This window comes from Achromobacter sp. ES-001, from assembly GCF_019448355.1.
Taxonomy (GTDB): domain Bacteria; phylum Pseudomonadota; class Gammaproteobacteria; order Burkholderiales; family Burkholderiaceae_B; genus Achromobacter; species Achromobacter spanius_B.
Genome location: NZ_CP079940.1, coordinates 1,050,175 through 1,073,236 on the forward strand (window position 1 = coordinate 1,050,175; position 23,062 = coordinate 1,073,236).

Consider the following 23,062-nt stretch of genomic DNA (forward strand, 5'->3'; position numbering starts at 1 on the left):
ATGCCCCGTCTGACGACACCCCGCACTCCCCTGGACGCCGAGACCGAAGGTGCGTCCGGCCACCCCATCGCCATTCAGGTCATCGAGCGAGCCATGCGCCTGCTCGACGCCCTGGCCGCGCAGCAGGACCCGGTCACCCTCAAAGAATTGTCGGCCACCACCGGCCTGCATGCCTCGACCGCGCACCGCATCCTGAACGACCTGGTCGTGGGACGCTACGTTGAACGCGTGGACAACGGCCTGTATCAGCTGGGCATGCGCCTGCTGGAATTGGGGTCGCTGGTGAAAGGGCGGCTGAACGTTCGCGAAGCGGCCATTTCCGCCATGCGGTCCCTGCACAAGCTAACGGGGCAGACCATCAACCTGTCGGTCCAGCAGGGCGACGAAATCGTCTATATCGACCGCGCCTGGAGCGAGCGCTCGGGCATGCAGGTGGTGCGTGCCATTGGCGGCCGTGCCCCGCTGCACCTGACCTCGACCGGCAAGCTGTTCCTGTCCACCGGCGATGCGCGCCAAGTGCGCGCGTACGCGCTGCGCACCGGCCTGGCCGGCCATACGCGCAACAGCCTGACCGACCTGGATCGCCTGGAACGTGAACTGGCGTTGGTGCGGCGCCATGGGTACGCCCGCGACAACGAAGAACTGGAACTGGGCGTGCGTTGCATCGCAGCCGGCATTTTTGACGATACCGGCAAGCTGGTGGCGGGGCTGTCCATCTCGGCCCCGGCCGAACGCTTGCAGGACGACTGGATTCGCGCGCTGGTCGATACCGCCGCCAGCATTTCCGAGGCGCTGGGCTACGAACCCTCGGTGTCCACCGGGTTCAACGGCTTGGGCATGGCGGCGGAAGCCTTGCGGCCCTGAGCAGTCCGCGCCCGCGCCGGTCCGGACCATGAAAAAAGCCCCTTTCGGGGCTTTTTTACCATTCAGCCAGGGTCGGCCGTCAGCGTCAGCTTATTGCTGCTCGACGCCTGCCTTCTTGAACAGCTCGGCCCATTGCGGAACCTGTTGCTTGACCTTGGCCTCAAGTGCCTGCGGGTTGGCTTCGGCCGTCAGCACCGTGGCACCAAGCTGCTTCATGCGTTCCTGGAACTTCGGGTCGGCCAGGCCGGCCTGCAGGCTCTTGATCAGCTTGTCCACCACCGGCTTGGGCGTGCCCTTGGGCACCCACATCCCGTGCCAGATGCCCACTTCGAAACCCTTGTAGCCGGATTCGTCCATGGTCGGCAGCTTGTCCAGCGTGGGCACGCGCTTCAGGCTGGTCACGGCATAGGCCTTGACCTTGCCGCTTTCGATCTGCTGCGTCGTGTTGGTGGTCTGGTCGCACAGCAGGTCGACCTGCTTGCCCAGCAAATCGTTCATGGCGGGCGCGGTGCCCTTGTACGGAATCGTCAGCAGCTGGACGCCCAGCGCTTCCACCAGCATGGTGCCGCACAGGTGGCTGGCCGCGCCGATGCCGGCGTTGGCCAGCGAGACCTTGTCCTTGTTCTGTTTGACGTATTCGGCCAGTTCCTTGATGTTGTTCGGCGGGAAGTCCGAACGCGCGATGATGGTCATGGGCACGTCGACCACCAGGCCGATGGGCTCGAAGCTCTTGTACGGGTCGTAGCCGGGGTTCTTGTACAGGGACGGCGCCGTGGAGAAGCCGGCGTGCATCAGCAGAATGGAATAGCCATCGGGCTGGGCGCGCGCAACCTGCGTGGTGCCGATGGTGCCGCCGGCACCGCCCTTGTTCTCAACCACGACCGTCTGTCCCAGGCTCGGCCGCATGGCTTCGGCCAGCGATCGGGCGACGTTGTCGGTCGGGCCGCCTGCGGCGAACGGCACCACCATATTGATGGGGCGTTCCGGAAATTCCGCTTGGGCGGCGCCAGCCGCGAACATGGCGCTGGCCGCGAGCAGGGCCGTAAGCGTGCGGGGAATAAAGGTCATGAAGTCTCCAATTGCAGGGTTTTGCTTGCTGCGATTTAGTTTTTGGCCGCTGACTTATGGATTGTTTTTTCTGTCATCAGCGTGAAAGCAGTTTAGAAAAGAATTGATACGCCGTCATGTCGGGTTTTTCCCGAAGCAGGGCAAAACCTTGTTCTGGATCAATGGCGTGCACGCGGCTGCACCGTTAAAGTGCAAATACTTGTTGCGTTGCACAAAAACTGCTTGACAGCAATTTGTGGCAGTCTAGAATGTGAATTGTGCAGTGCATCAAACGGGCCGGCGGTAGCTTGTAGTACCAGTTTCCGCGCACGTTCCTATTTCTCGTCGCAGACACCAATCCTTCTTGCCGGAAAGCTTCCGGCTACCCCTAAAGGAGCATTCTATGAGCGCAATTCCGCAGCAAGTCCTGGATCGCCAAAAGGCAAGCATCAACACTTTTGTGGCTGCCCAGTCCGCCGTTTTCGCCGGCTTTGAAAAGCTGGTTGAGCTGAACATGAAGGTTGTGCGCGCCACGCTGGATGAAGTCGCCCAGAAGTCGCAACAAGCCTCTGAAGTCAAGGATCCGCAGGAAGCCGCCGCGTTTGCGTCGGGCCTGCTGCAGCCGGGCGCTGAAAAGGCCATGGCTTACACCAAGCACGTGTACGACATTGTTGCCGGCGTGCAGGGCAGCCTGGTCAAGCTGACCGAAGAGCAAATCGCTGAAAGCCAGCAGCAACTGAGCGAAGCCGTCGACCAACTGTCGAAGAACGCTCCGGCTGGTTCGGAAAGCGCCGTTGCCCTGATCAAGTCCTCGCTGGCCACCGCGACCAGCGCCTACGACTCCGTGACCAAGGCTGCCAAGCAGGCCGCTGAAGTCGCCGAATCGAACCTGAATGCCGCCGCCAACGCGACCTTCAAGGCTGCGACGGATGCTGCCGACGCCGCCACCAAGGTTGCCAGCCGTAGCCGTCGCACCGCCTGAGTCCTGGCGCGCGATGCTGCGCAAATCGCAGTAATGTAGTACTGTTGAGTGACAGAGCAGAGCTGGAATTAGGGCCACCCACCGGGTGGCCCCTTTTTTTTGTCCCGCATCTTGCGCTGCGCGCCGCGAGCGTGGGGAGGCAGCGTTCAGCGCTTTGCCGTAGCCCGCACGCATTCGGCCACCAGGGCGGGGCCCCGGTAGATCAAGCCCGTATACAACTGCACGGCGTCCGCGCCGGCGTCCATCTTTTCGCGGGCCTGTGCGCCCGACAACACCCCGCCCACTCCGATAATCGCCAGGCTGTTGCCCAGCTGAGCCTTCAGGCGGCGAATCACTTTCAATGACAGCTCGTGCACCGGCGCGCCCGACAGGCCGCCGGCCTCTTCGGCATGCGCCTGACCGGTGACCGCATCGCGCGACAGCGTGGTGTTGGTGGCGATGACGCCGTCAATGCCATGGCGGGGCAGCGTGTCGGCGATGGCGTCGATCTGTTCTTCGGTCAGGTCGGGGGCGATCTTTACCGCCATGGGCACGCGGCGCTGGTGCTGGTCTTCCAGCGCACGGCGCTTGTCGGCCAGTTGCGCCAACAAGGCAGAGAGCTCGTCCCCGCTTTGCAGCGCGCGCAAATTCTTGGTGTTGGGCGACGAAATATTCACCGTCACGTAATCGGCATGCGGGTACACGCCCTCCAGCCCGATCAGGTAGTCATCAGCGGCGCGCTCGATCGGCGTGTCCGCGTTCTTTCCGATATTCAGGCCCAGGATGCCGCCTTGCTTGCGCCACTGGCTGCGCTGCACGTTCGCCAGGAACGCGGGCAGGCCCTGGTTGTTGAAGCCCAGCCGGTTGATCAGCGCGTTGGCGCGCGGCAAGCGGAACATGCGCGGCTTGGGGTTGCCGGGTTGCGCGCGAGGCGTCACGGTGCCGACTTCAATGAAACCAAAGCCCAGGTTACCCAGCGCGTCGATATAGGCGCCGTTCTTGTCCAGGCCCGCCGCCAGCCCGATGGGGTTGGCCAGCCGCATGCCCATCAGCGTGCTAGGCGCCGAGGGCTGCGCACGCATCAGCTTGCGCGTCGCGCCGCATTCATAGGCGCGTTGCAGGCCCGACAGCGTGACTTCGTGGGCGGTTTCCGCGTCCATGGCAAAAAGCGCCGGGCGGGCCAGGGGGTAGGCGTGGAAGAGGATAGACATGGGGCGGAATTGTAGAGCCAATTTCGCCGCGCTTGCCGCAATCGGGCCGCGCACCGTACGGCACGATCAAAGGGACAGGTAGTCCTGATTCCGCCATTCCCCGTCGACAAGAAACTGCGCGGGTTGGAAGCTGGACTTGTAAGACATCTTGCGGCTTTCGGCGATCCAGTAGCCCAGGTACAGCCACGGCAGGTTCAACGTGCGGCACTGCTCGATCTGCCACAGGATGCTGTAGGTGCCCAGGCTGCCCTCGATATCGGGGTCGTAAAAGGTATAGACCGACGACAGCCCGTCATCCAGCACGTCGATGATGGACACCATCATCAGCACACCGTCCGCGTCGCGAAATTCAACCAGCCGCGTGTTGACCCGGCTGGTCAGCAGAAACTGCGCATATTGCGTGCGGCTGTCCTCGTCCATGCCGCCGCCCGGATGCCGGCCTTGCTGGTAGCGCGTATACAGCCGGTAGTGCTCGGGCGACCACGCCAATTCCGCAACGAACGACTGCAACGATTGGTGATCGCGCCACGCCCGCCGCTGGCTGCGGTTGGGGGCAAAGCCCGACGTGTCGACACGCACCGGCACGCAGGCATGGCAGTTGTCGCAATGGGGACGGTACGTGAACAGACCGCTACGGCGAAAGCCCTGTTCGACCAGTTGGGAATAGGTGCCCGCGTTGATCAGATGCCCGGGCGCGGCAACCTGCGACCGCGCCTGGCGGCCCGGCAGGTAGCTGCACGGGTAAGGCGCGGTTGCATAGAACTGCAGCGTGGAGAAGGGAAGTTCTTTGAGCTGGCTCATGGGGAAGTGCGCATCGCGCGGTACGTCCGCGACGCGATGGCTACATATTAACGCTTAAGTGGCGTTGCATCGGACGCTGAATCCCGCGTCGGTTCCGCTGCCTGGTGGGATGTGGAACGGGTCGCGGGCAACAGGCGGCCCAGGCTGTCCAGCGTGCCCGGCGCCCAGAAAATCGGAGGCTGGGCGGTAGCCCGGCGTACATGTTGCAGGAACTGCGCGCGCGGTATCGGGCGTGCGCCCAGGCTGGCCAGATGCTGGGTCTGCTGCTGGCAATCGATGCGCTCGACGCCTTGCGCGGCCAGGTAGCGAACCAGGTACGCCAGCGCGATCTTCGACGCGTTAGGGGCGAGCGTAAACATGGATTCGCCAAAGAACATGCGCCCCAGGCTGATGCCGTACAGGCCACCGGCGAGCTCGCCATCGATCCAGGTTTCGATGCTGTGCACGTAGCCCGCCCGGTGCCATTCGGCATACGCCTGCTGCATGGCGGCGGTGATCCAGGTGCCCGGTTGGCCGTCACGCGGCGCGGCGCATTGCGCCATGACCCTCGAAAACACCGTGTCGACACGCACTTGCACGCGCGGCTGGGCGTCGATTTCCTGCGCTGCGATCTGCCGCAGCAGCTTACGCAGCGAATGGGACGGCGAAAAATCCTTGGTGGCCAGCACCATGCGCGGGTCGGGGCTCCACCACAGCACGGGCTCGCCTTCGGAATACCAGGGAAAGATGCCGTTCGAGTAAGCCTGGATCAGCCTGTCCATCGACAGGTTCGCGCCCGCCGCAAGCAGGCCGTCGGGTTCCGTCAGCGCATATTCCGCTGGCGGAAACGGGGTGTCGACGGCAAGCCAGGGCAGCTTCAACGGTGCGATTCTAGGGTGTAGTGATGGGGCACGAACGCGCCTTGGCGTCGGTCGTCGAAGTAGTGTTGCAAGGTCGTTACCACCGTGCGAAACGCCAGGTCGTCCCAGGGAATGTCGGCTTCGTCGTACCAGCGGGCTTCCAGGCTTTCGGGGCCGGGGTCCAGTTCGGGGCCTAGCGCCTGGGCCAGATAGAACACGTGCACCTGGTCGATCTGCGGCAGGTCGATCATGGTGTAGAGCTCGCCAAGCTGAATGCGCGCGCCGGACTCTTCCAGCGTTTCGCGGGCCGCGCCTTGTGCCGTGCTTTCGCCCAATTCCATGAAACCCGCCGGCAGCGTCCAGGTGTTGTAGCGCGGTTCGATCGCACGGCGGCAGAGCAGTACGCGGTTTTCCCACACGGGCACCGTGCCAACCACCAACCGCGGGTTCTGGTAGTGGATCGCGCCGCAGTGATCGCAGACGTCGCGCTCACGGTTGTCGCCTTCCGGCACCCGGCGGGTGATGGGCGTGGCGCACTGGCTGCAAAAAAGCGAACGGCGGGGGGCGGGGAAGTATTCGATGGACGGTTTCGCGGTCATGGGTAGGATTCTAACGGCTGCGGCGCGCCGTGGCGCGTCCCCCTGGGGTGGCCGGCGCAATGCCGCCAAACCGCTCTTCAAGATGCTCGACAAAAGAGCGGACCTTGGGCGACAGGAAGCGGCGATGCGGATAGATGGCGTACATGGAGATGGGTGTGTGCGCATAGTCGGCCAGCAAGGCCACCAGGCGCCCCGCGCGAATGTCGTCGCCGACCAGGAATTCGGGTTGCAGGATAACGCCGTGGCCCGCCAGCGCCGCCGTGCGCAGTACATCGCCGTTATTGGCGCGCAGCGCTGCGTTCACCCGCACCAGATGCGTCACGCCGTCCTTCTCGAAATGCCATTCATTGCCGGTGCTGGCGTAGGAATAGTGCAGGCAGCGATGCTGCTTCAAGTCTTCCGGGGTGGTCGGCGTGCCGTGCTGCTTCAGGTAGGCCGGCGCCGCGCAGACCAGCAACTGCTGAGGCGCCAGCGGGCGCGCAACCAACGATGAATCCTGAAGCGGACCGATGCGCACCGCCACGTCGTAGCCGTCCTCGACCAGATCCACCACGCGGTCGTTCAGGTCCAGGTCGATGATGACGTCGGGATAACGTTGCAGGTATTCGGCAATGGCGGGGCCCAGGTGCAGGATGCCGAACGACACGGGCGCGCTGACGCGCAAACGGCCGCTGGGGCGCTGGCCTTCGGCCTGTAGCGACAGCTCCAGGTCGGCCACTTCCGCCAGGATCGGCCGGACGCGCTCGTAGAAGGCGCGCCCCGCGTCCGTCATGCTGAGTTTGCGGGTGGTGCGGTTCAACAGGCGCACGCCGTACTTCTGTTCCAGGTAGGCGATCTGCCGCGTCACGACCGAACGCGCCTGGCCCATCTTGTCGGCGGCTGCCGCGAACGAGCCAAGCTCGACGACCTTGGCGTAGGTCTGCATGGCGGTGTGAGTGTCCAAGATTGTTTCCTATCGGGGAACAATAATTTGCAATTCTGCCTATTTATCTTTGTTTTTGGAATCGTAAGAATGGCGGCCTGATGCATCGTCCGGTCTTGGACGATCCGCGCTACCCAGAAGGATTTGCCATGATCGATACCCGTACCGCTCCCTATGCCGCGCTGTTGCTGCGCGTGGCGCTTGGCGTCATGTTCCTGGCCCATGGCCTGACCAAGCTGCTGGTCTTCACGCTGCCCGGCACCGCCCAGTTCTTCGCCAAGATCGGCTTTGCCGGCTGGCTGGCCTATCCGGTCACGTTCTTTGAAGTGGGCGCGGGCGTGCTGCTTATCCTGGGCATCGTGCCGCGCTGGGTGGCGGCCATCGCGGTGGTGCAGTTGTTCGTGGCGTCGACCGTGCACTTTGGCAATGGCTGGGGCTTTGGCAACGCGGGCGGCGGCTGGGAATATCCCATCTTCCTGACCGTGGCGGCCGCCGCGCTGATGCTGCTGGGCGATGGCAAATTTGCCCTGGTCAAAAGCGGCCGGGGCTGATTCCCGCAACGCCTTGTGTTGCCAGTAGCCGCCCCGTGTTGCCCCGCCGCAGTTCTGGCGCTACGCGGCCGGATTTGGCTCGAAGCCCAGGCGGCGCGCCACCTCCTGCCGCGTGATCGCGCGCAGCGGCGCGGGGGCGTAGACGCCCGGCCATGACACGGTGATCTCAGCGTCAGGCGCCAAGCTTGCCAGGGCGTCCAGGACCGGCGCGCCGTCTCCGGTCGACAGTTTTTCCAGCAGGGCGGGCAGATCACGGTCCAGCACTAGTCCGGCGCCCGCCGGCGTGGACGCATATAGCTGGCCGCCATCGTCCAGCCACCAGGCGCTGACGACGTCGACCGCCGCATCCGTGTGCGTGCGCAACCCGTGATTGTCGTCGTTCAGGCGCAGCACGAAGGGCGCGCCATCCAGCCGCACGAACACGCGTTGCGGGCCGTTCTGGAAAAACCAGCGGCCCGCGTCATCGTGTTCATAATTCCGATTCATGAAATCCAGGATCTGGGCATTGGTGATGGATTCGCCCGGCCCGCCTTGCGCAGCCTGCCCCTGCGGATGCAGTCGCCAACGCCCACGCCCGTCCAGCGACAGCCAGCCATACACGGCCGGCACGTTGGGCCAGCGGGCAATGGCGTCCTTCACCGATTGATCCATGTTCAGGGCCGGATGATGATTGAAGGCGGGGTGATGACGATGGCAGGCGCGGGCATCGGCATCACGACCTGCGGCGCGGCGTAATAGCCTTCGCGATAGTCATCGCGGCACTTGCGCTTTTCCTGATATTCGCCGTTGCGCTTCCATTTGCGCTCGACCTTGCACGCGCCATCCCAGTACTTTTCTTTGTACTCACGCCCATGGCGATGATGATGGCGGTCGGAGTCGGCTTCGGCCGCTATCGGCGCCAACGTCAACATCGCGGCGGCGGACAGGGCAAGCACGGGGGAACGAGCGCGAAAATTCAGAATGCGGTGCATAGTGTCGACGTCAATGGAAAACGGCGTCACCTTAGCAATCATTCGATTGTCAGCGCGTAGGGATGCGTAACGAGATGCTGGGGGGAGGGGGGGAAAGATGCTGGAGGCGCAAGCCGGAATCGAACCGACGTACACGGATTTGCAATCCGCTGCATAACCACTCTGCCATTGCGCCAGCACTTGCAAGAAAAAAGGAAGCGCGGTGTTGGCCGATGCTTCCTTCTTGTATTTGGAGCGGGAAACGAGTCATGCACTAGAGCGCTAAGTCTCTGTTTCCCAATCACTTTCTCCACTGTGGTGATCAGCGAAGAACTCAATTATAGCCTTGTTTTTCGCCCTCGGCAACAAAGTTCATCCAACCACTTCCACCAGCGTCCAAGGATGATCCATCCACCCGTCGTTACGCCTGATGCGTCCAGCTGCTGAGCGGGTTCGCTATCGAACTCCAACTTGCGACGATCATGACTTGCGCTCGCTCCGCAGGCAGCGCGGGGTGGTGTCGCGTGGACTACCTGGCACCTGGACGGCTGTAGGACACAACCGCCGGCATCGGAACACCGCAAGTACTCATCTTTACATCGCTGCGGCTAACTTCGCCGGAGCGCAACGCGGCGCCAGTGTAGTGGCAGCCAGCCTCAACGAAGGCGTGCAGCAATCCGGTTCATCTGCTCGATCTCCGCGCGCTGGCCATCGGAAATCGCTTGGCATAGGTTGACGAGTTCCGGATCTGAGAGCTGCGCCTCGCGGCACATGAGGATCGCTCCCGAATGGTGCGGGACCATAGACGCGATGAACTGTCGATCGCCGATTCCGGTTTGAGCACGGGTAGCGGCAAAAGAACCGAGTGTGAGAACGGCAAACAAGCCGTACAGCACGAGATTGAGCCGCCGGTTTGGAAACATGCCGGGCATTGTCGCTAGCATGAAGATGCCCATTGGCGCCCACATAGTGACCGCCATGTAGAGCATGTTGAGATTGTTTCTGAAGTCCCTGGCGCCGTCGATCATGCTGAACATTACGAAGTACATGACGACGAGGCCCAACACCATGTTCACCCAGAACTTGGCGTATGGTCGGCCGTGCTTACCCATCTGACCGGATGTGTGATGTTGATGTTCATGGGAATGTTCAGCCATCTCCGTCTCCTATGTGCTGGGGCAACCTGGCAGGGTCACTGGTACTGCGGCAGATACTTTGTCGATATATCAGCATGTGGAGCGATGCATCACTAACCGCTGATTTCCAGTCCCCAACTGGACGTAGGGGCGTCGAACGCTTCAACTCGCTGGTCTTGAACCGTCTGGATATCAGACCATACCAAATCGGTCTTGATGGGCTTTGCGCCACCTATGACGCTGGTACCGTGAGCGCCAATATCGAGCTTGCGTCCTCATCGCTCGATGGGCCGGCAACTGATCGATTCTTGCATATCAAGCAAGACAAGGCCACCTGCGGCGGACGCCAATGGCCTCCTCCGCCTTCGCTTAGGGCATCGCCTCAAGCGTCCGTCGCAGGCCATAACGACACAACAGCCCTTGGGCAAGAAAGGAGCCGGTGATGTAGCGCACCCGAAAGGAGACGAAGACATGCACAAGGACATTTCAACATCAAAGGTGTTCTATCGTCCCATCGAGGCGGCCATCCGATGGGCTGGGTTGCTGCGGTATCTCCCGATGATCCTGGCCACGATCGCGTCACCGCGTGTCCTGCCTCGGTCGCTGAACTGCCCTCGATGGAATGAGTGCCGGCTGCACTCGGAACGTATCTATGACGGCATCCTCAACGGAGAGCTGCCCTACGGCAAGAACGGGATCACGCTCAATGATCCGAACCTGCTCAATTCTCTGGATCTGACTGTTCGCCATGTCGATCTAAAACGCTGGATGCGCACCCACTATCCCGAGCACCGGCCAGGATTTCTGTTCAGCCGTGGCGAACGCATGGCGCATCCTTTCATCACCATGGAAACAGGACAGGCGATCCTCGTGGAGCGGCTGGCCCTTCAGGCCGCGCTTGAACAAGCCCGACGTGAGATGCGAGAACTGCAGGAGCAGCACGACACGCTACTCAAGCAATCCTCGGTGCTGTTGGCATCCAAGCAATGCGAGATCAGCGAACGGGCGGAAACGACCTATCTCAACATCATTGGAGGGATGTTGACGCTGATGCTGAGCCAGTCGCCTTCAGGCGTGCCCTATTCCAGCTTCAAAACGCAGGAGGCCCTTGTCTCTGCATTGGTCGCCCACTACGGCGGCACCATGGGCATCACTGAGCGCACCTTAAACGGAAAGTTCGCCAACGCTAAGAGGTACGTTCGTAGCGCAAGCGCATGAGGTTATCCAGCTTGTATGTGCAATCGCGGAGATTGCATTTGCAATGTCTTTCCGCAGCCAGGTCTATTGAATAGAGGTCACGCCAACAAACGCCACCGAGCGTTCAGGAGTGACCGCCATGTCGCAGACCCCTGTACTCCCGCCGAACGAGCGCCGCATCCTGCGGCTCGATGAAGTCGAAGCGAAGTCCGGCTTCAAACGCGCCCACATCTACAACCTGATGAAGAAGCGCCAGTTCCCTCAGGCGCTGCGCCTGGGCGTGCGCGCTGTCGGCTGGGATTCGATCGAAATCGACCAGTGGATCGCCGAGCGCCTCAACCACCGGACCTGACCCGCTCTCCCGCGGACTTCCCATTCCCAGCCGGAGAGCGCCATGCAGGTCGTGTCCATCATTTCAACGAAGGGCGGCGTCGGCAAGACCACGACGGCCGCCAACCTGGGCGGGCTCGCCGCGGACGCGGGCCTGCGCGTGCTGCTGCTCGATCTCGACGTGCAGCCCACCTTGTCCTCCTACTACGAACTGACCCAGCGCGCGCCGGGCGGCATCTATGAGCTGTTGGCCTTCAACGAGCGCGACCTTGGCCAGCTCGTGTCCCGCACGATCATCGCGGGCCTGGACCTGGTGCTGTCCGACGACCACCGGGGCGAGCTGAACACGTTGTTGCTGCATGCGCCGGATGGCCGCCTGCGGTTGCGGCATCTGCTGCCAGCACTTGCTCCCCTCTACGACCTGGTGCTGATCGACACCCAGGGCGCGCGTTCCGTGCTGCTGGAGATGGCGGTGCTCGCCTCCGATCTCGCGCTGTCGCCCGTCACGCCGGAGATCCTCGCGGCACGCGAGCTGCGGCGCGGCACCATGCAGTTGCTCGAAGACATTGCGCCGTACCGGCACCTGGGCATCGAACCGCCGCCGCTGCACTTGCTCATCAACCGCGTCCACCCGGTGTCCGCCAACGCACGGCTGATCCAGCAGGCCTTGCGCGACCTGTTCCAGGACAGCGCCGGCATCCGCGTGCTCGCCACCGACGTGCCGGCCATAGAAGCGTATCCACGTGCCGCAACGCGCGGCCTGCCGGTGCATCGGGTCGAGCACCGCCAGCCGCCCGGCAGAGTCGCCCCTGCCGCGCTCGACACGATGCGCGCGCTCGCCAGCGAGTTGTTCCCGCAATGGCAGGACCGACTGGCTCAAGTATCCGGCCGCCCGCAGCGACCTCTTGATCCTGGGAGGCCCCATGGCGAACGCACATGAGCTGGCCCGCGGCCACAAGCGGCTGCGCGCCCTGATCGAGTTCGCGGTCGGTGAGGGCTGGCACGTCAAGCGCACGCCGGGCGGGCACCTCAAGTTCACCAAGGCCGGCTGCGCGGCGATCTACACGAGTTCGACAGCGAGTGACCACCGGGCCGAATTGAACGCCCGTGCGCAGATCCGCCGCGCCGAGCGAGAGGCCCGCATGGCGCCGGCCGGCGGTCGTGGGGACTGCGAGGGGTGCGGCCATGGCTGACATGACCTCGCAGGACATGGCAGGCAAGCTGCTCGCGGCCGGCTTCGAGCGCAGCGGCCCAGCGGCTACGGCCTTGAGCGACCCGATCGCGGACACGCCCATGGTCGTGACGCTGGACCAGTTGCGGCCCTACGACCATGACCCGCGCATGAAGCGCAACCCGGCTTACGAGGAAATCAAGGCATCCATCCGCGAGCGCGGCCTGGACGCGGCGCCGGCCATCACGCGCAGGCCCGGCGAGGACCACTACATCATCCGCAACGGCGGCAACACGCGACTGGCGATCCTGCGCGAACTCTGGTCGGAGACCAAGGAAGAACGCTTCTTCCGCATATCGTGCCTGTTCCGACCATGGCCGGAGCGCGGTGAAATCGTCGCGCTGACCGGGCATCTTGCCGAGAACGAACTGCGCGGCGGCCTCACGTTCATCGAGCGCGCGCTCGGCGTCGAGAAAGCACGGGAGTTCTACGAGCAGGAGAGCGGCGCCGCCCTGAGCCAGTCGGAACTGGCCCGCCGCCTGGCGGCCGATGGCTTCCCCGTCCAGCGGTCGCACATCACCCGCATGGCCGACGCGGTGCGCTACCTGCTGCCCGCCATTCCCACTGTGCTCTATGGCGGCCTGGGGCGCCACCAGGTCGAGCGGCTGTCGGTCATGCGCACGGCCTGCAAACGCACCTGGGAGCACTACGCCAAGGACCGTTCGCTGCCGCTGGACTTCGACAGTTTCTTTCAGGAGGTGCTGGCGCAGTTCGACACGCAGGGCGACGAGTTCGCGCCGCAGCGCGTGCAAGACGAGCTGATCGGCCAGATGTCCGAGCTGCTGGGCATCGGCTACGACGTGCTGGCGCTGGACCTGACCGAATCGGAAAGCCGCCACCGGGCGCTGGTCAGTGACCCGACGCCACCTGCGGCGCAGCCGGCGTTGCCTTCGCCCACCGCCGGCACGCCGACTCCGCCGGGCGCAGCATCGTCCATCGCCACGCCTGCAGCGGCGGCCGGTCCTCCACCCGCCAGCCCTCCGGCGTCCGAGCCCACCTTGCGCCACGACGACACGGCGGTTGGCGAAGCGGCCACGGGAAGCCAGCCGGCCGCACCGGGCGATCTGCTTCGCGAGCACATCGTCTCGCCAGCACCGACGACAGAACGGCTCCAATCGATCCAGCGCATGGTCGCCGACCAGTTGGGCGATGCGCTGCCGCCCGACTTCTCGGCGAGCGTGCTGCAGTCCATCCCGGTGCAACTCGGCGGACTCTATCCGATCTCCGACGTCTGGTACATCGACGCCGGCCTGGACACGCCCGATCGGCTGCGCATCCACATCGCGCAGTTCGCGCGCGAGATCGCCGGGGAGGCAGGCCTGGACGAGTGCATCGAGGATCGCGCCGATGGCATCGGGTTTGCGTGCCGCGCCCGCGGCCAAGCCCCGTCGCCGCTCGGCCGCGCGGTGCTGACGCTGCTCACTTCCCTGACGGGTCAGCCCGTCGCCGAAGCGGGCCTGGACGGCGCGCAGCTCGCCGCCGACCTGCCGACCCTGTTGCACGGCCAGAGCCAAGGCCATGGCAGCGGCGCAAGGCGCTTGAGCGACACGGCGTTGGTCAAGCTCTTTCGGCTGCTGCGCCTCGCCCGGCGTCTGCTGGACCTGGAAGCCGGCACCACGGCGCCCGGGACGTGAGCGAGGGAGGCCGCATGTCCACATCGCATCCGCTCAACCAGGCCGTGATTGCCCAGGCGCTGTATGACCTTCGCAACGGCCAACTGCGCCGCTGCAAGGCCATGGGCTTCGGCGAGGCCGAGCTGGATGCGCTCAAGCACCCCGCGCTGATCAGCGTGCTGGCCAACGCCAGCGTCTCGTGGTGCTCGGTCACGGTCAACCGCGAAGTGCTGCAGCGCCTGCTCAACCAGGCACAGGACGTGGAGAAGGAAATCGCCACGGTCGATCGCATGCTGCGGCTGGGGGCCAGCACGGAGATGGTCAGCCGCTTCTATGGCCTGACCCATCAGGAAGTCGCCCTGCGGCGGGAGATCCTCGGCCTGCCCAAGCGCAAGGGGCGCCACCCCGTCCTGGACGAGACCCAGGACACCGAACTGTGGCGGCAATGGAAAGCCGTGACCAGCAGCAGGAACGTCGATCTGGAGGACGAGACCTCGATTCTCGATGCGGCCATGGACCTGGCCGAGGGCATGTCGCTGCCGCTCTCGGTGGTCTGGGCCGCGATCAGGAACTGGGTCGATCAGGGATTGGGCTAGGCCATGGCCGTGGACGACACCGCCCCACGAGCCCAGCGCCCTGGCCCCATCGCACTCGCCGACCTGTTCGACGCTGCGCTGAAGGACCTCGCGCCCAAGTCCAGCTCTGGCGCTCCCGCGTCCCTGCCTGCTCCAACGCCCACGCCTCCTACGTCCGGCGACGCCTTCCTGTTCAGTGGCAATCGGCACGGGAGCGTGCCGCGGCGGCTGTTCCTCGACCGCCGCCTGACACCGCTGGAGCGCAACGCCTGGCAGGTGTTCCGATTGATGCTCAACGACGATGGCGTCACGGCATTTCCCACCTATGAGCAGTTGCGCCCCTGGCTGGCGTCGATGCCCTGCGCAGGCCAGGCCTCCCATGAGACCGTGGCGCGGGCGCTGACGCTGCTGCGCCTGACGCGCTGGCTGAGCCTCGTGCGACGACGGCGCGACCCCAAGACCGGTCGCATCCTCGGCAACCTCTACGTCCTGCACGACGAACCGCTGACGCCGTTCGAGGCGATGCAACTCGACGCCGACTACCTGGCCCTGGTCAGCCAGTCGCTGGGGCATTCGGCCAAGGCCGTCCAGGTGGTGGGACTCAACACCCTCCAGGAGATCGCGGACGACCCGATGCTGTCCGGACGCACCTTGCCGTCGCGGCTGCAAGTGCTCGCCGAGCGCCTGGCCGACCAGGGCATCACCGCCTCCGAAAGTTATCCACAGGAGGATGCGGTCCACGATTCCGAAGAAGGGCCCGCGAGCCTTCTTCGGAATGGCGATCGCCCATCTTCGGAATCCGAAGCAGGGCCGAAACCCGCGCCAGACGGCGCTCTTCGGAATTCGAAGCAGGACCGTACAGTACGTAGTAGTCATATTGATGAAGTACGTACTACCGCGCAGGCGCGTGCGCTGGGCGACCTGCAATGGCCCAAGCGCTTCGCGGAACTGAAGGCGGAACAGCAGGCCGGAGCCAAGATGGCGTTGCAGCAGGTGGACGCTGCCCTGCGGCAGGCCGTGCTGGACGAATGGGCCGCACGGTGCGGCAAGCATGGCATCCGCAACCCCGCCGGTTATCTGTTCGGCATCATCCAGCGCGCCATGCGCGGCGAGTTCAATGCCTGGGCCAAGCAGACCGGCCCGGCACCGCCAACACCATCGGCGGCGCGAGCGCCACCAACCGAGCCGCCGCGCAACGTCGTGCCGCCCGAGGTGGCCCGGCAGCACATCGAGCGCCTGCGCGATCTGCTGCGCAAATCCTGAGCACAGGGCTTGTCAAAGCCGTGAAGTAGATCTCCATGGCGGTCGGCAGAAACGGTCCCCTGGGGACGGCTGTGCGGTGAAGCGCCGGGCGACGGCGCGACATGCTGCGCAAAACCTGAGTAGAGCGCATGCAAGACCATGAAGCAGACCTCCATGGCGCTCAACGGAACGGTCCCCTGGGGACGGCTGCGCGGCGAAGGATCGTGTCGAACGGCAGCGCGACGTGCGGTGCAGCACGCATACCGTCAACAACCGAGGACGGGAACGCCGATGTGAGTGCCCATCTGCGGAGCGGTCCCCAGGGGACCGTTGCGCGCTGCGCCGCCAGCGCGCACAGAACCGGGGGTCGGCTCATTTCGGTTTGTTGACTGACTGCCTTCCGCTGCATGCGGATGCTGGCGGCTCCCTGTCCACCAGCGAGCGATCACCATGGCAACCAGCAACGAACCATTGCAACTCAACCTCGGCTCCCTGCGCAGCGCGATGTCGCTGACGCTGCACACCCACCACGCCTCGCGCATCTGGCATGGCCGCGCCGCCGCCGAGGGGCGACCGGGCATCGTCGGCCTGAACGGCTACATCGCCGTCATGAACAAGATGAAGCGCGGCTCGGAGCAGGACGACCCATACAGCGACTGGTGGATGCTTCGCATCGAAGACAAGCTCGACCAGACCAGGACCACGCTGCAGACGCTGCGCGACCAGGTGGACCAGGCCCTGGCCGGCGTGCCCGCCGCGTTGACCCTGGGCGAGAACCTCAACGTGCAGCCCGTCAAGCTTCCGCTGTTCGTCAATGCGCAGTTGGGCTTTGCCGCCGTCTATCTCCTGGCCGACTACGACGACATCGCGCGCAAGCTGATCCTCGCCCACCACACCGCGCTGATCGATCGCTCGACGTTGGAGCGCTGGCTCAACGAAGGTGCCCACGCGCTGCGCAGCCTGTTCAGCCTGGCCCAGCAATACCGCTACTCGGGCTGCACCCGCGACGACTTCGCGGCCAAGAACGCCGCAGCTCGGGCAGCATTGGAGAAGTTCGGCGAACTGCCGCAGGACGTGCTCGAAGGCATGCGCCGCTCGAAGTTTGCGCCGCCCGTCGTGCGCCGTGGTCTGCAACAGCGTGGTGATAGCGCTGCCGCAGCCGCATCTCCCACCGACGAAGGCGCTGCCGCCGATTCGGCCGAGGCCAAGTCCACAGCCGCCGGCGAGGACGAACCGGCATGAGCGACCCGAACCGCGAACCGCGCTACTTCCGTCGTCTGGAACAGCCAGCCTTCATGCGGCTGGAACACGCGGCCTCTCTAAAAGGCCTTTTAAAGCCTTTTAAAGGTAAAGGGGACTTCGAGGCCTGGGCCAGCCAGTGCTTCGCCATGCGCGACGAGTTGATTGCCCTGGCGCAGCGACAGGTGCTGCCACAGGCGTGCGGGCATCCCTTCCACCTGCTTCCCGTCGAGCTGGCCCAGCAGACCACTGGCGCAGGCACGACCTTTCTTCGCTGGCGCAAGCACGATCGATCGGCCATGGGCGTGGCGTTGTGGCAGGAGCTGATGGCGAGCCCCAGCACGCCGGTCAACCTGCTGCACGACCTGCACGAGATCGAACTGCAGCGCGTCATGCTGAACATGCAGATCAGCCTGCTGCACACCCTGGGCAGGCAAGCACAGGAATGCGCCAGCAAGGCCGCGCAGGCGGACAACACCTACCTGCGCCGGCTCGCGTCCGTTCCTGCCGCAGTGCGCGATCGGTGATTGCGCCTGCCATCCGAGCACGCGCCCGAGCCCAACGAGGCACGGGTATTTCAACCACCACGGAGATTCCAACATGAGCACACAATTCATCGGCGAGGGCAACATCGGATCGCCTCCCGAGTACCGCGAATTCCCCAATGGCAACGACGATCCTCGCCGGTTGCTCCGGCTGAACGTGTACTTCGACAACCCCGTCCCCACCAAGGGCGGCGAGTTCGAGGACCGCGGCGGCTTCTGGGCGCCGGTGGAACTCTGGCACCACGACGCCGACCGCTGGCAGCAGCTCTACCAGAAGGGCATGCGGGTGCTGGTCGTCGGCCGCATGGAGCGCGACCCCTGGACGGACAACGAAGATCAGCCGCGTGAGACTTGGCAGGTCAACGCGCGCAGTGTCGGCATCCTGCCGTACCGCATCGAGTCTGTGGCCCTCAGCCCGAAGCCACAGGAGGCAGAGCCGAAGCCCCAGGCCACCCAGGAATCGACGGCGCCGAAAGAGACCAAGCGCAGGAAGTGATCGGGCATGGAGGGCGGCTGCCGCAGTGCTTCGCCGCCCTCCATGCGCTGCGAATTATCCCCAGGGGATAGCTCCACCAACGTCCACCGAGTTCCACGCGCGCTCCCGGAAATCGCGGCTCTCGGCCCGCACACTTCCGGCCACGCACCTTCCCCGCACTCGCCATTTCATCGGCGTGAAAGCGGTCGCTGCCGCATGCGGCTTGTTTGCTGCTGCCAGGGGCTGCGCTCGGCATCCTCGATCCCAGCAACTCCATGAACAACAGGAATCGGGATGGACGGATATGCGGCTGTTCTTGTGCGAGAAACCCTCCCAGGGCAAAGACATTGGCCGGATTCTCGGCGCCACGCAGCGCGGTGAAGGCTGCCTCAACGGTTCCGGCGTCACGGTCACCTGGTGCATCGGCCATCTCGTGGAGGCGGCGCCGCCCGAGGCCTACGACGAGCAGCTCAAACGATGGTCCGTTGAGCAGTTGCCCATCATTCCCCAGCACTGGCGGGTCGAGGTCAAACCGAAGACCGCCACGCAATTCAAGGTCGTCAAGGCGCTCTTGGCGAAGGCGACTCACCTGGTTATCGCCACCGATGCCGACCGCGAGGGCGAATTGATCGCCCGCGAGATCGTGGAGCTTTGCGGCTACCGCGGCCCCATCGAACGCCTGTGGCTGTCGGCGCTCAACGATGCGTCCATTCGGGCGGCACTGGGCCAGCTGCGGCCTTCGGCCGAGACGCTTTCGATGTACCACTCGGCGCTGGCGCGCTCCCGTGCGGATTGGCTCGTGGGCATGAACCTGAGCCGGCTGTTCACGGTGCTGGGGCGACAGGCGGGTTACGACGGCGTGCTGTCGGTCGGCCGCGTACAGACCCCGACGCTCAAGCTCGTTGTGGACCGCGACCGCGAGATCGCGCGCTTCGTGTCCGTACCATACTGGGCCATCGCCGTGTCCCTGTTCGCAGGCGGTTCGACTTTCGCCGCGCAATGGGTTCCACCCGATGCGTGCACCGACGACGCAGGCCGCTGCCTGCGGCAGCCGGTCGCACAGCAGACCATGCAGCAGATCCGCGCTGCGGGCAGTGCCCACGTCGTGTCGGTGGAGACTGAGCGTGTCCGCGAAGGCCCGCCGCTGCCGTTCGACCTGGGCACCTTGCAGGAAGTGTGTTCCAAGCAGCTTGGGCTGGACGTGCAGGAAACCTTGGAGATTGCCCAAGCCCTGTACGAGACGCACAAGGCCACGACGTACCCCCGCTCGGACTCCGGCTACCTGCCCGAGAGCATGTTTGCCGAAGTGCCCACCGTTCTCGACAGCCTGCTCAAGACCGATCCCTCGCTGCGCTCGATCATGGGCCAGCTCGACCGCTCGCAGCGCTCGCGCGCCTGGAACGATGGCAAGGTCACGGCGCACCACGGCATCATCCCGACGCTCGAACCGGCGAAGCTCTCCGCCATGAGCGAGAAGGAACTGGCCGTGTACAGGCTCATCCGGTCGCATTACCTGGCGCAGTTCCTCCCTCACCACGAGTTCGACCGCACTGTGGCCAAGTTTTCGTGCGGGGGGCAGAACCTGGCGGCCACGGGCAAGCAGGTTGTCATCCCGGGTTGGCGCCAGGTGCTCGCCGAGCCGCAGGCCGAAGACGGTGATGGCGAGGGCGATACTGCGGTCCGCGCCCAGGTGCTGCCCGCGCTGCCGAAACTGTATGAGGGCCTGGCATGCCAGGTGGCCGACGTCGATCTCAAGGCACTCAAGACGCTGCCGCCCAAACCGTACACGCAAGGCGAGTTGGTCAAGTCCATGAAAGGCGTCGCCAAGCTGGTGTCCGATCCCCGCCTGAAGCAGAAGCTCAAGGATACGGTTGGCATCGGCACCGAAGCGACGCGGGCCAACATCATCGGCGGCCTGATCGCTCGCGGCTACCTCGTGAAGAAGGGGCGCGCCATCCGCGCCTCGGATGCGGCTTTCACTTTGATCGATGCCGTGCCTGCGGCGATTGCCGACCCTGGCACCACCGCCGTCTGGGAACAGGCGCTCGACATGATCGAGGCCGGACAGCTCACCCTGGACGTGTTCATCGGCAAGCAGGCCGCGTGGATTTCGCAGTTGATTGCGCAGTACGGCAGCGCCTCCCTGTCCATCAAGGTTCCCCAAGGGCCGGCATGCCCGCAGTGCGGCGCACCCACGCGCCAGCGCAGCGGCAAGAGCGGCCCGTTCTGGTCGTGCAGCCGCTACCCGGACTGCAAAGGCACGCTGCCAGTCGAATCCGGCAGCTCCAAGCGCGGCGCCTCGCGCCCGCGCCGTAGCGGCCGCAAAGGCTCCTGACCGCCCCCGTTCCCCGTGAGCCGTGCCCGCCTTCGGCGGCGTGGCCCCTGTCCCGCACTCCGCCGCATGCCCTGCGGGACGCCCAGCGCGCAACGCCTTCTTGATCCGTGTGCGCGTCCCGCCCAGCCGTCCCCGGCCGCGGGACCTGAAGGTAGCTTCTCTGCGAGCCGCACCACGCGCGTTCTGTTGATCTGCGTTTCTTCCGCCCTCTGCGAAGGGTCTCCCGGTGGCTTGCCAGGCTGCACGAGCCACCGGGAGACCCTTCGTGGTCAGCGGTAATCGGTGCCGGTGCCCGCCGGTGCAAAAACGGGCTCCCTTTGTGCGCGGATGTGCGCCAGACGATGCCGGCCCCAGCCACGACATGGGCCGGGTGTGATTGCTTGATGAGCAGATGGTTCTAGCGACGACCGGGCCTGCCAATCAGCCCACGGGTGGTTCCTCTTTTCTCCCGAGCCGAAGGCCGTTGGGCCTTCGGCGCCATTCTCCTGCCCATCAACGTCCCGGCCCGGCCATTGGCCTGGGCCACACGAACAGGAGAGACGACATGCACCCTCAACCTTGCGCACCGCTGCTGTACGGCAGACGGAGGTCGAGAACGGCATGCCCGCCTATCGCGCGGCCATCGCCAATGGTACGCTCGGCTGCAGCCGAGGCCGTAGCCCAAAGGCTGGACTACCTCTTTTGCAGAGGTAAACCTCGGGATGAACTGGGCGAAAACATGCCTTATGTGCCCGCCTTACGGCGAGCTGTTTCCGATGCTTCGCGCAGGATTTCCCGCCCCCCATTCGCTGCGATTGCGGCCACGATGACGCCCAGCACCAGATCCGGGATGTTCGACCCGAACCCCATCACCAGCACCCCGGACAGCACAATCGCACCATTGACGATGGAGTCGTTGCTGGTAAAGATCGCTGACGCCTTGAAGTTCACATCTTCCCCGCGATGGCGGCGCAGTAGTCTGAGGCACACTAGGTTCAAAGCCGCGTTCAGCGCGGCCATGGCCATCATGGCTGGGCCGACAGGCTCTTCCCCTCCAGCGAAGCGGCGTAGGACTTCCAACAGCAGCAGCGCGGCCAGGCCGATTAGCAAGAAACCCGACAAGCGGGCCGCGCCCACCTTGACCGTTGCCGCACGACCGACGGCATACAGGCTAACCGCATAGACCGACGCATCGGCGAGGTTGTCCAACCCGGCGCCCATCAGCGCCGTAGAGCCAGCCCAGATGCCAAGGGCAATGCCGGCGGCGGACTGCGTCAGGTTGATCAGCAACACAGTCAGAAGAATCTTTCGGTCCTTCGCATCGCTCGCATCTAGGCGGCCCAACTCGTCGTTTTCGTGATTTCTGTGGTTTTCAGCCATGCATTGTTCCTTCCAAATCGATGGATGCTGAAGCCTGTAGCGGCTGGAGAGTCAAGGCGCAGATGCAACGAACTTGCCACAGGGTCTTCCCGGACGCCCTTGACTCTACCGTAGCTAGAAGGTTTTCCAATCCAGTCAGAGCTTTAGGACAGAACAGATGAGCACCAATGCGCCCCCTTCATTGCGACTGTCATCCGGTATGGCTGCTATCCACTGATCCGTGGCGCCACTGCGGTTGTGCTCTTCGGCGAGCTCGCGACCGGCCGGCCGTCTTTTCCGACGGAGCTACTCACAGTGATCGTCGCGCTCGCTTGTGCCGCCTTGCTAGAGGGCGGGCGGCCTTTCCACTCCCCGTTGAGCCAGTAGCGGCGTTCCAAGCTGTGGTTGGCCGTCGGCGCATGGCTCGGCTTCTTGGTCGTGCATCTGGCCTTCCAGCACTCCAATCTGGGATACCGGGTCGGGCCGTTGGGATTGTTGATCGGGGTGGCTGAAGCCCATCGCTGGCATCACAAGCGTGAGCACGAAGACGCCCAAGTCAACTACGGCGATTTCTGGATGCCCGGGGGCCACTTGTTCAGCGCTTTCCGGTCGCAAAAGCACACGCTGGGCGCCAAAGAGTGACACTCAAGAAAGATGGACTTTCCAATGGACTACGGCCCGCAGCTTGTCTATCCCTTCCGGAGCCGGCCAGCAGCGGCAAACGCTTGCGCTGCTGGCTATACGATCTTGCCCACGTCGCATTCTTGCGCGAGTCGGGCCTTGCGGCTTCTTGCGAAGCGATCGCGAGTTGCGTGGCGTGCCCATGAGTCGGGCCGCGTCGTGGCGCACTGCTACCTTGGCCTGCACCTGCACCTGCGCAGCCACGCCGCGATGCTCGGTCTGGCCTGGAGAACCCGTAAGGTGGCGGAGATTGCGGCGCGCAGGTCGTCCGGCTCGCGCTGGCTCCTGTGGGCCACGCCCTCGGTCGCACGCCGTCTCAAAACGTCAGAACCGCGCGCTTTCGCATGATGGAGCGCGGCACGTGGCTCTCAGAACTGGAC

26 protein-coding genes and 1 tRNA gene are annotated in these 23,062 nt (G+C 64.5%); 16 read left to right on the forward strand and 11 right to left on the reverse strand.

Annotation, left to right across the window (positions count from 1 at the left end; translation table 11 throughout):
* A complete protein-coding gene (locus KYT87_RS04565) occupies positions 1–864 on the forward strand; it encodes an IclR family transcriptional regulator (RefSeq protein ID WP_104143548.1) in 864 nt (287 codons plus the stop codon).
* Between the two features lie 90 nt (positions 865–954).
* On the opposite strand, the gene KYT87_RS04570 is transcribed toward KYT87_RS04565, so the two are convergent.
* The gene (locus tag KYT87_RS04570) at positions 955–1,932 is read right to left on the reverse strand and encodes a tripartite tricarboxylate transporter substrate binding protein BugD (protein WP_104143549.1); all 978 of its coding nucleotides are present in this window, start codon (positions 1,930–1,932) and stop codon (positions 955–957) included.
* 382 nt (positions 1,933–2,314) lie between these two features.
* Between KYT87_RS04570 and KYT87_RS04575 the strand changes: the two genes are divergently transcribed.
* A complete protein-coding gene (locus tag KYT87_RS04575) occupies positions 2,315–2,893 on the forward strand; it encodes a phasin family protein (protein ID WP_046803469.1) in 579 nt (192 codons plus the stop codon).
* Between the two features lie 146 nt (positions 2,894–3,039).
* On the opposite strand, the gene KYT87_RS04580 is transcribed toward KYT87_RS04575, so the two are convergent.
* The 5 genes from KYT87_RS04580 to KYT87_RS04600 all read right to left on the reverse strand — a co-directional run bounded on the left by KYT87_RS04580 (position 3,040) and on the right by KYT87_RS04600 (position 7,265).
* Positions 3,040–4,083, reverse strand: a complete 1,044-nt coding sequence (locus tag KYT87_RS04580) for a quinone-dependent dihydroorotate dehydrogenase (protein WP_219991772.1) — start codon at positions 4,081–4,083, stop codon at positions 3,040–3,042.
* 66 nt (positions 4,084–4,149) lie between these two features.
* Entirely contained in the window at positions 4,150–4,884 is a 735-nt protein-coding gene (locus tag KYT87_RS04585) for an arginyltransferase (protein ID WP_104143552.1), read from the reverse strand.
* Positions 4,885–4,931: 47 nt separating this feature from the next.
* Positions 4,932–5,744, reverse strand: coding sequence for a leucyl/phenylalanyl-tRNA--protein transferase (aat, locus tag KYT87_RS04590; RefSeq protein ID WP_255593902.1), 813 nt, complete (start codon positions 5,742–5,744; stop codon positions 4,932–4,934).
* Entirely contained in the window at positions 5,741–6,322 is a 582-nt protein-coding gene (locus KYT87_RS04595) for an NUDIX hydrolase (RefSeq protein ID WP_046803466.1), read from the reverse strand. The genes aat and KYT87_RS04595 overlap by 4 nt, the downstream gene beginning before the upstream one ends.
* Positions 6,323–6,332: 10 nt before the next feature.
* Positions 6,333–7,265: a LysR family transcriptional regulator gene (locus KYT87_RS04600; RefSeq protein ID WP_255593904.1), complete on the reverse strand. Its 933-nt coding sequence runs from the start codon at positions 7,263–7,265 to the stop codon at positions 6,333–6,335.
* Positions 7,266–7,393: 128 nt separating this feature from the next.
* On the opposite strand from KYT87_RS04600, the gene KYT87_RS04605 reads away from it, so the two are divergent.
* Positions 7,394–7,795 carry a DoxX family protein gene (locus KYT87_RS04605; RefSeq protein WP_219991773.1) on the forward strand — a complete coding sequence of 134 codons (402 nt, stop codon included), beginning with the start codon at positions 7,394–7,396 and terminating at the stop codon, positions 7,793–7,795.
* A 60-nt stretch (positions 7,796–7,855) separates the two neighbouring features.
* Here the strand turns inward: KYT87_RS04605 and KYT87_RS04610 are convergent, their stop codons facing one another.
* The 4 genes from KYT87_RS04610 to KYT87_RS04625 all read right to left on the reverse strand — a co-directional run bounded on the left by KYT87_RS04610 (position 7,856) and on the right by KYT87_RS04625 (position 9,902).
* Positions 7,856–8,446 carry a DUF2946 family protein gene (locus KYT87_RS04610; RefSeq protein WP_219991774.1) on the reverse strand — a complete coding sequence of 197 codons (591 nt, stop codon included), beginning with the start codon at positions 8,444–8,446 and terminating at the stop codon, positions 7,856–7,858.
* A 2-nt stretch (positions 8,447–8,448) separates the two neighbouring features.
* A complete protein-coding gene (locus KYT87_RS04615) occupies positions 8,449–8,766 on the reverse strand; it encodes a hypothetical protein (protein ID WP_104143678.1) in 318 nt (105 codons plus the stop codon).
* A gap of 101 nt (positions 8,767–8,867) precedes the next feature.
* Positions 8,868–8,941 (reverse strand) — tRNA-Cys (locus KYT87_RS04620).
* 460 nt (positions 8,942–9,401) lie between these two features.
* Positions 9,402–9,902, reverse strand: coding sequence for a DUF305 domain-containing protein (locus KYT87_RS04625; protein WP_003098996.1), 501 nt, complete (start codon positions 9,900–9,902; stop codon positions 9,402–9,404).
* Between the two features lie 450 nt (positions 9,903–10,352).
* Between KYT87_RS04625 and KYT87_RS04630 the strand changes: the two genes are divergently transcribed.
* The 11 genes from KYT87_RS04630 (at position 10,353) to KYT87_RS04680 (ending at position 20,663) form a co-directional block, all read left to right on the forward strand.
* Entirely contained in the window at positions 10,353–11,099 is a 747-nt protein-coding gene (locus KYT87_RS04630; RefSeq protein WP_003098991.1) for a hypothetical protein, read from the forward strand.
* A 118-nt stretch (positions 11,100–11,217) separates the two neighbouring features.
* Positions 11,218–11,430 carry an AlpA family transcriptional regulator gene (locus KYT87_RS04635; RefSeq protein WP_003090093.1) on the forward strand — a complete coding sequence of 71 codons (213 nt, stop codon included), beginning with the start codon at positions 11,218–11,220 and terminating at the stop codon, positions 11,428–11,430.
* 42 nt (positions 11,431–11,472) lie between these two features.
* Positions 11,473–12,348, forward strand: coding sequence for a ParA family protein (locus KYT87_RS04640; RefSeq protein WP_003098988.1), 876 nt, complete (start codon positions 11,473–11,475; stop codon positions 12,346–12,348).
* Positions 12,332–12,601 carry a hypothetical protein gene (locus KYT87_RS04645; protein WP_003050422.1) on the forward strand — a complete coding sequence of 90 codons (270 nt, stop codon included), beginning with the start codon at positions 12,332–12,334 and terminating at the stop codon, positions 12,599–12,601. Before KYT87_RS04640 ends, KYT87_RS04645 begins: the two co-directional genes overlap by 17 nt.
* A complete protein-coding gene (locus tag KYT87_RS04650) occupies positions 12,594–14,273 on the forward strand; it encodes a ParB family protein (RefSeq protein WP_003098985.1) in 1,680 nt (559 codons plus the stop codon). The genes KYT87_RS04645 and KYT87_RS04650 overlap by 8 nt, the downstream gene beginning before the upstream one ends.
* Positions 14,274–14,287: 14 nt before the next feature.
* Positions 14,288–14,848 (forward strand): DUF2857 domain-containing protein, encoded by a 561-nt coding sequence (locus tag KYT87_RS04655; protein WP_003090097.1) that lies wholly within the window; start codon positions 14,288–14,290, stop codon positions 14,846–14,848.
* Positions 14,849–14,851: 3 nt separating this feature from the next.
* Complete coding sequence (locus KYT87_RS04660) at positions 14,852–16,090, forward strand: STY4528 family pathogenicity island replication protein (RefSeq protein WP_005408896.1); 1,239 nt, start codon at positions 14,852–14,854, stop codon at positions 16,088–16,090.
* A 429-nt stretch (positions 16,091–16,519) separates the two neighbouring features.
* The gene (locus KYT87_RS04665; protein ID WP_003098981.1) at positions 16,520–17,311 is read left to right on the forward strand and encodes a PFL_4669 family integrating conjugative element protein; all 792 of its coding nucleotides are present in this window, start codon (positions 16,520–16,522) and stop codon (positions 17,309–17,311) included.
* Complete coding sequence (locus tag KYT87_RS04670) at positions 17,308–17,835, forward strand: DUF3158 family protein (protein WP_003098978.1); 528 nt, start codon at positions 17,308–17,310, stop codon at positions 17,833–17,835. The genes KYT87_RS04665 and KYT87_RS04670 overlap by 4 nt, the downstream gene beginning before the upstream one ends.
* Before the next feature lie 73 nt (positions 17,836–17,908).
* Positions 17,909–18,349: a single-stranded DNA-binding protein gene (locus KYT87_RS04675; RefSeq protein WP_003098976.1), complete on the forward strand. Its 441-nt coding sequence runs from the start codon at positions 17,909–17,911 to the stop codon at positions 18,347–18,349.
* Between the two features lie 283 nt (positions 18,350–18,632).
* Positions 18,633–20,663, forward strand: a complete 2,031-nt coding sequence (locus KYT87_RS04680) for a DNA topoisomerase III (RefSeq protein ID WP_003098974.1) — start codon at positions 18,633–18,635, stop codon at positions 20,661–20,663.
* Between the two features lie 723 nt (positions 20,664–21,386).
* On the opposite strand, the gene KYT87_RS04685 is transcribed toward KYT87_RS04680, so the two are convergent.
* Complete coding sequence (locus KYT87_RS04685; RefSeq protein ID WP_003098972.1) at positions 21,387–22,022, reverse strand: cation transporter; 636 nt, start codon at positions 22,020–22,022, stop codon at positions 21,387–21,389.
* 417 nt (positions 22,023–22,439) lie between these two features.
* Here KYT87_RS04685 and KYT87_RS29710 point away from each other — a divergent pair, with 417 nt between their 5' ends.
* A complete protein-coding gene (locus tag KYT87_RS29710; protein ID WP_023657334.1) occupies positions 22,440–22,643 on the forward strand; it encodes a hypothetical protein in 204 nt (67 codons plus the stop codon).
* Between the two features lie 24 nt (positions 22,644–22,667).
* Entirely contained in the window at positions 22,668–23,030 is a 363-nt protein-coding gene (locus KYT87_RS29715; protein WP_196588568.1) for a DUF3703 domain-containing protein, read from the forward strand.
* The last annotated feature ends 32 nt before the right edge of the window (positions 23,031–23,062 follow it).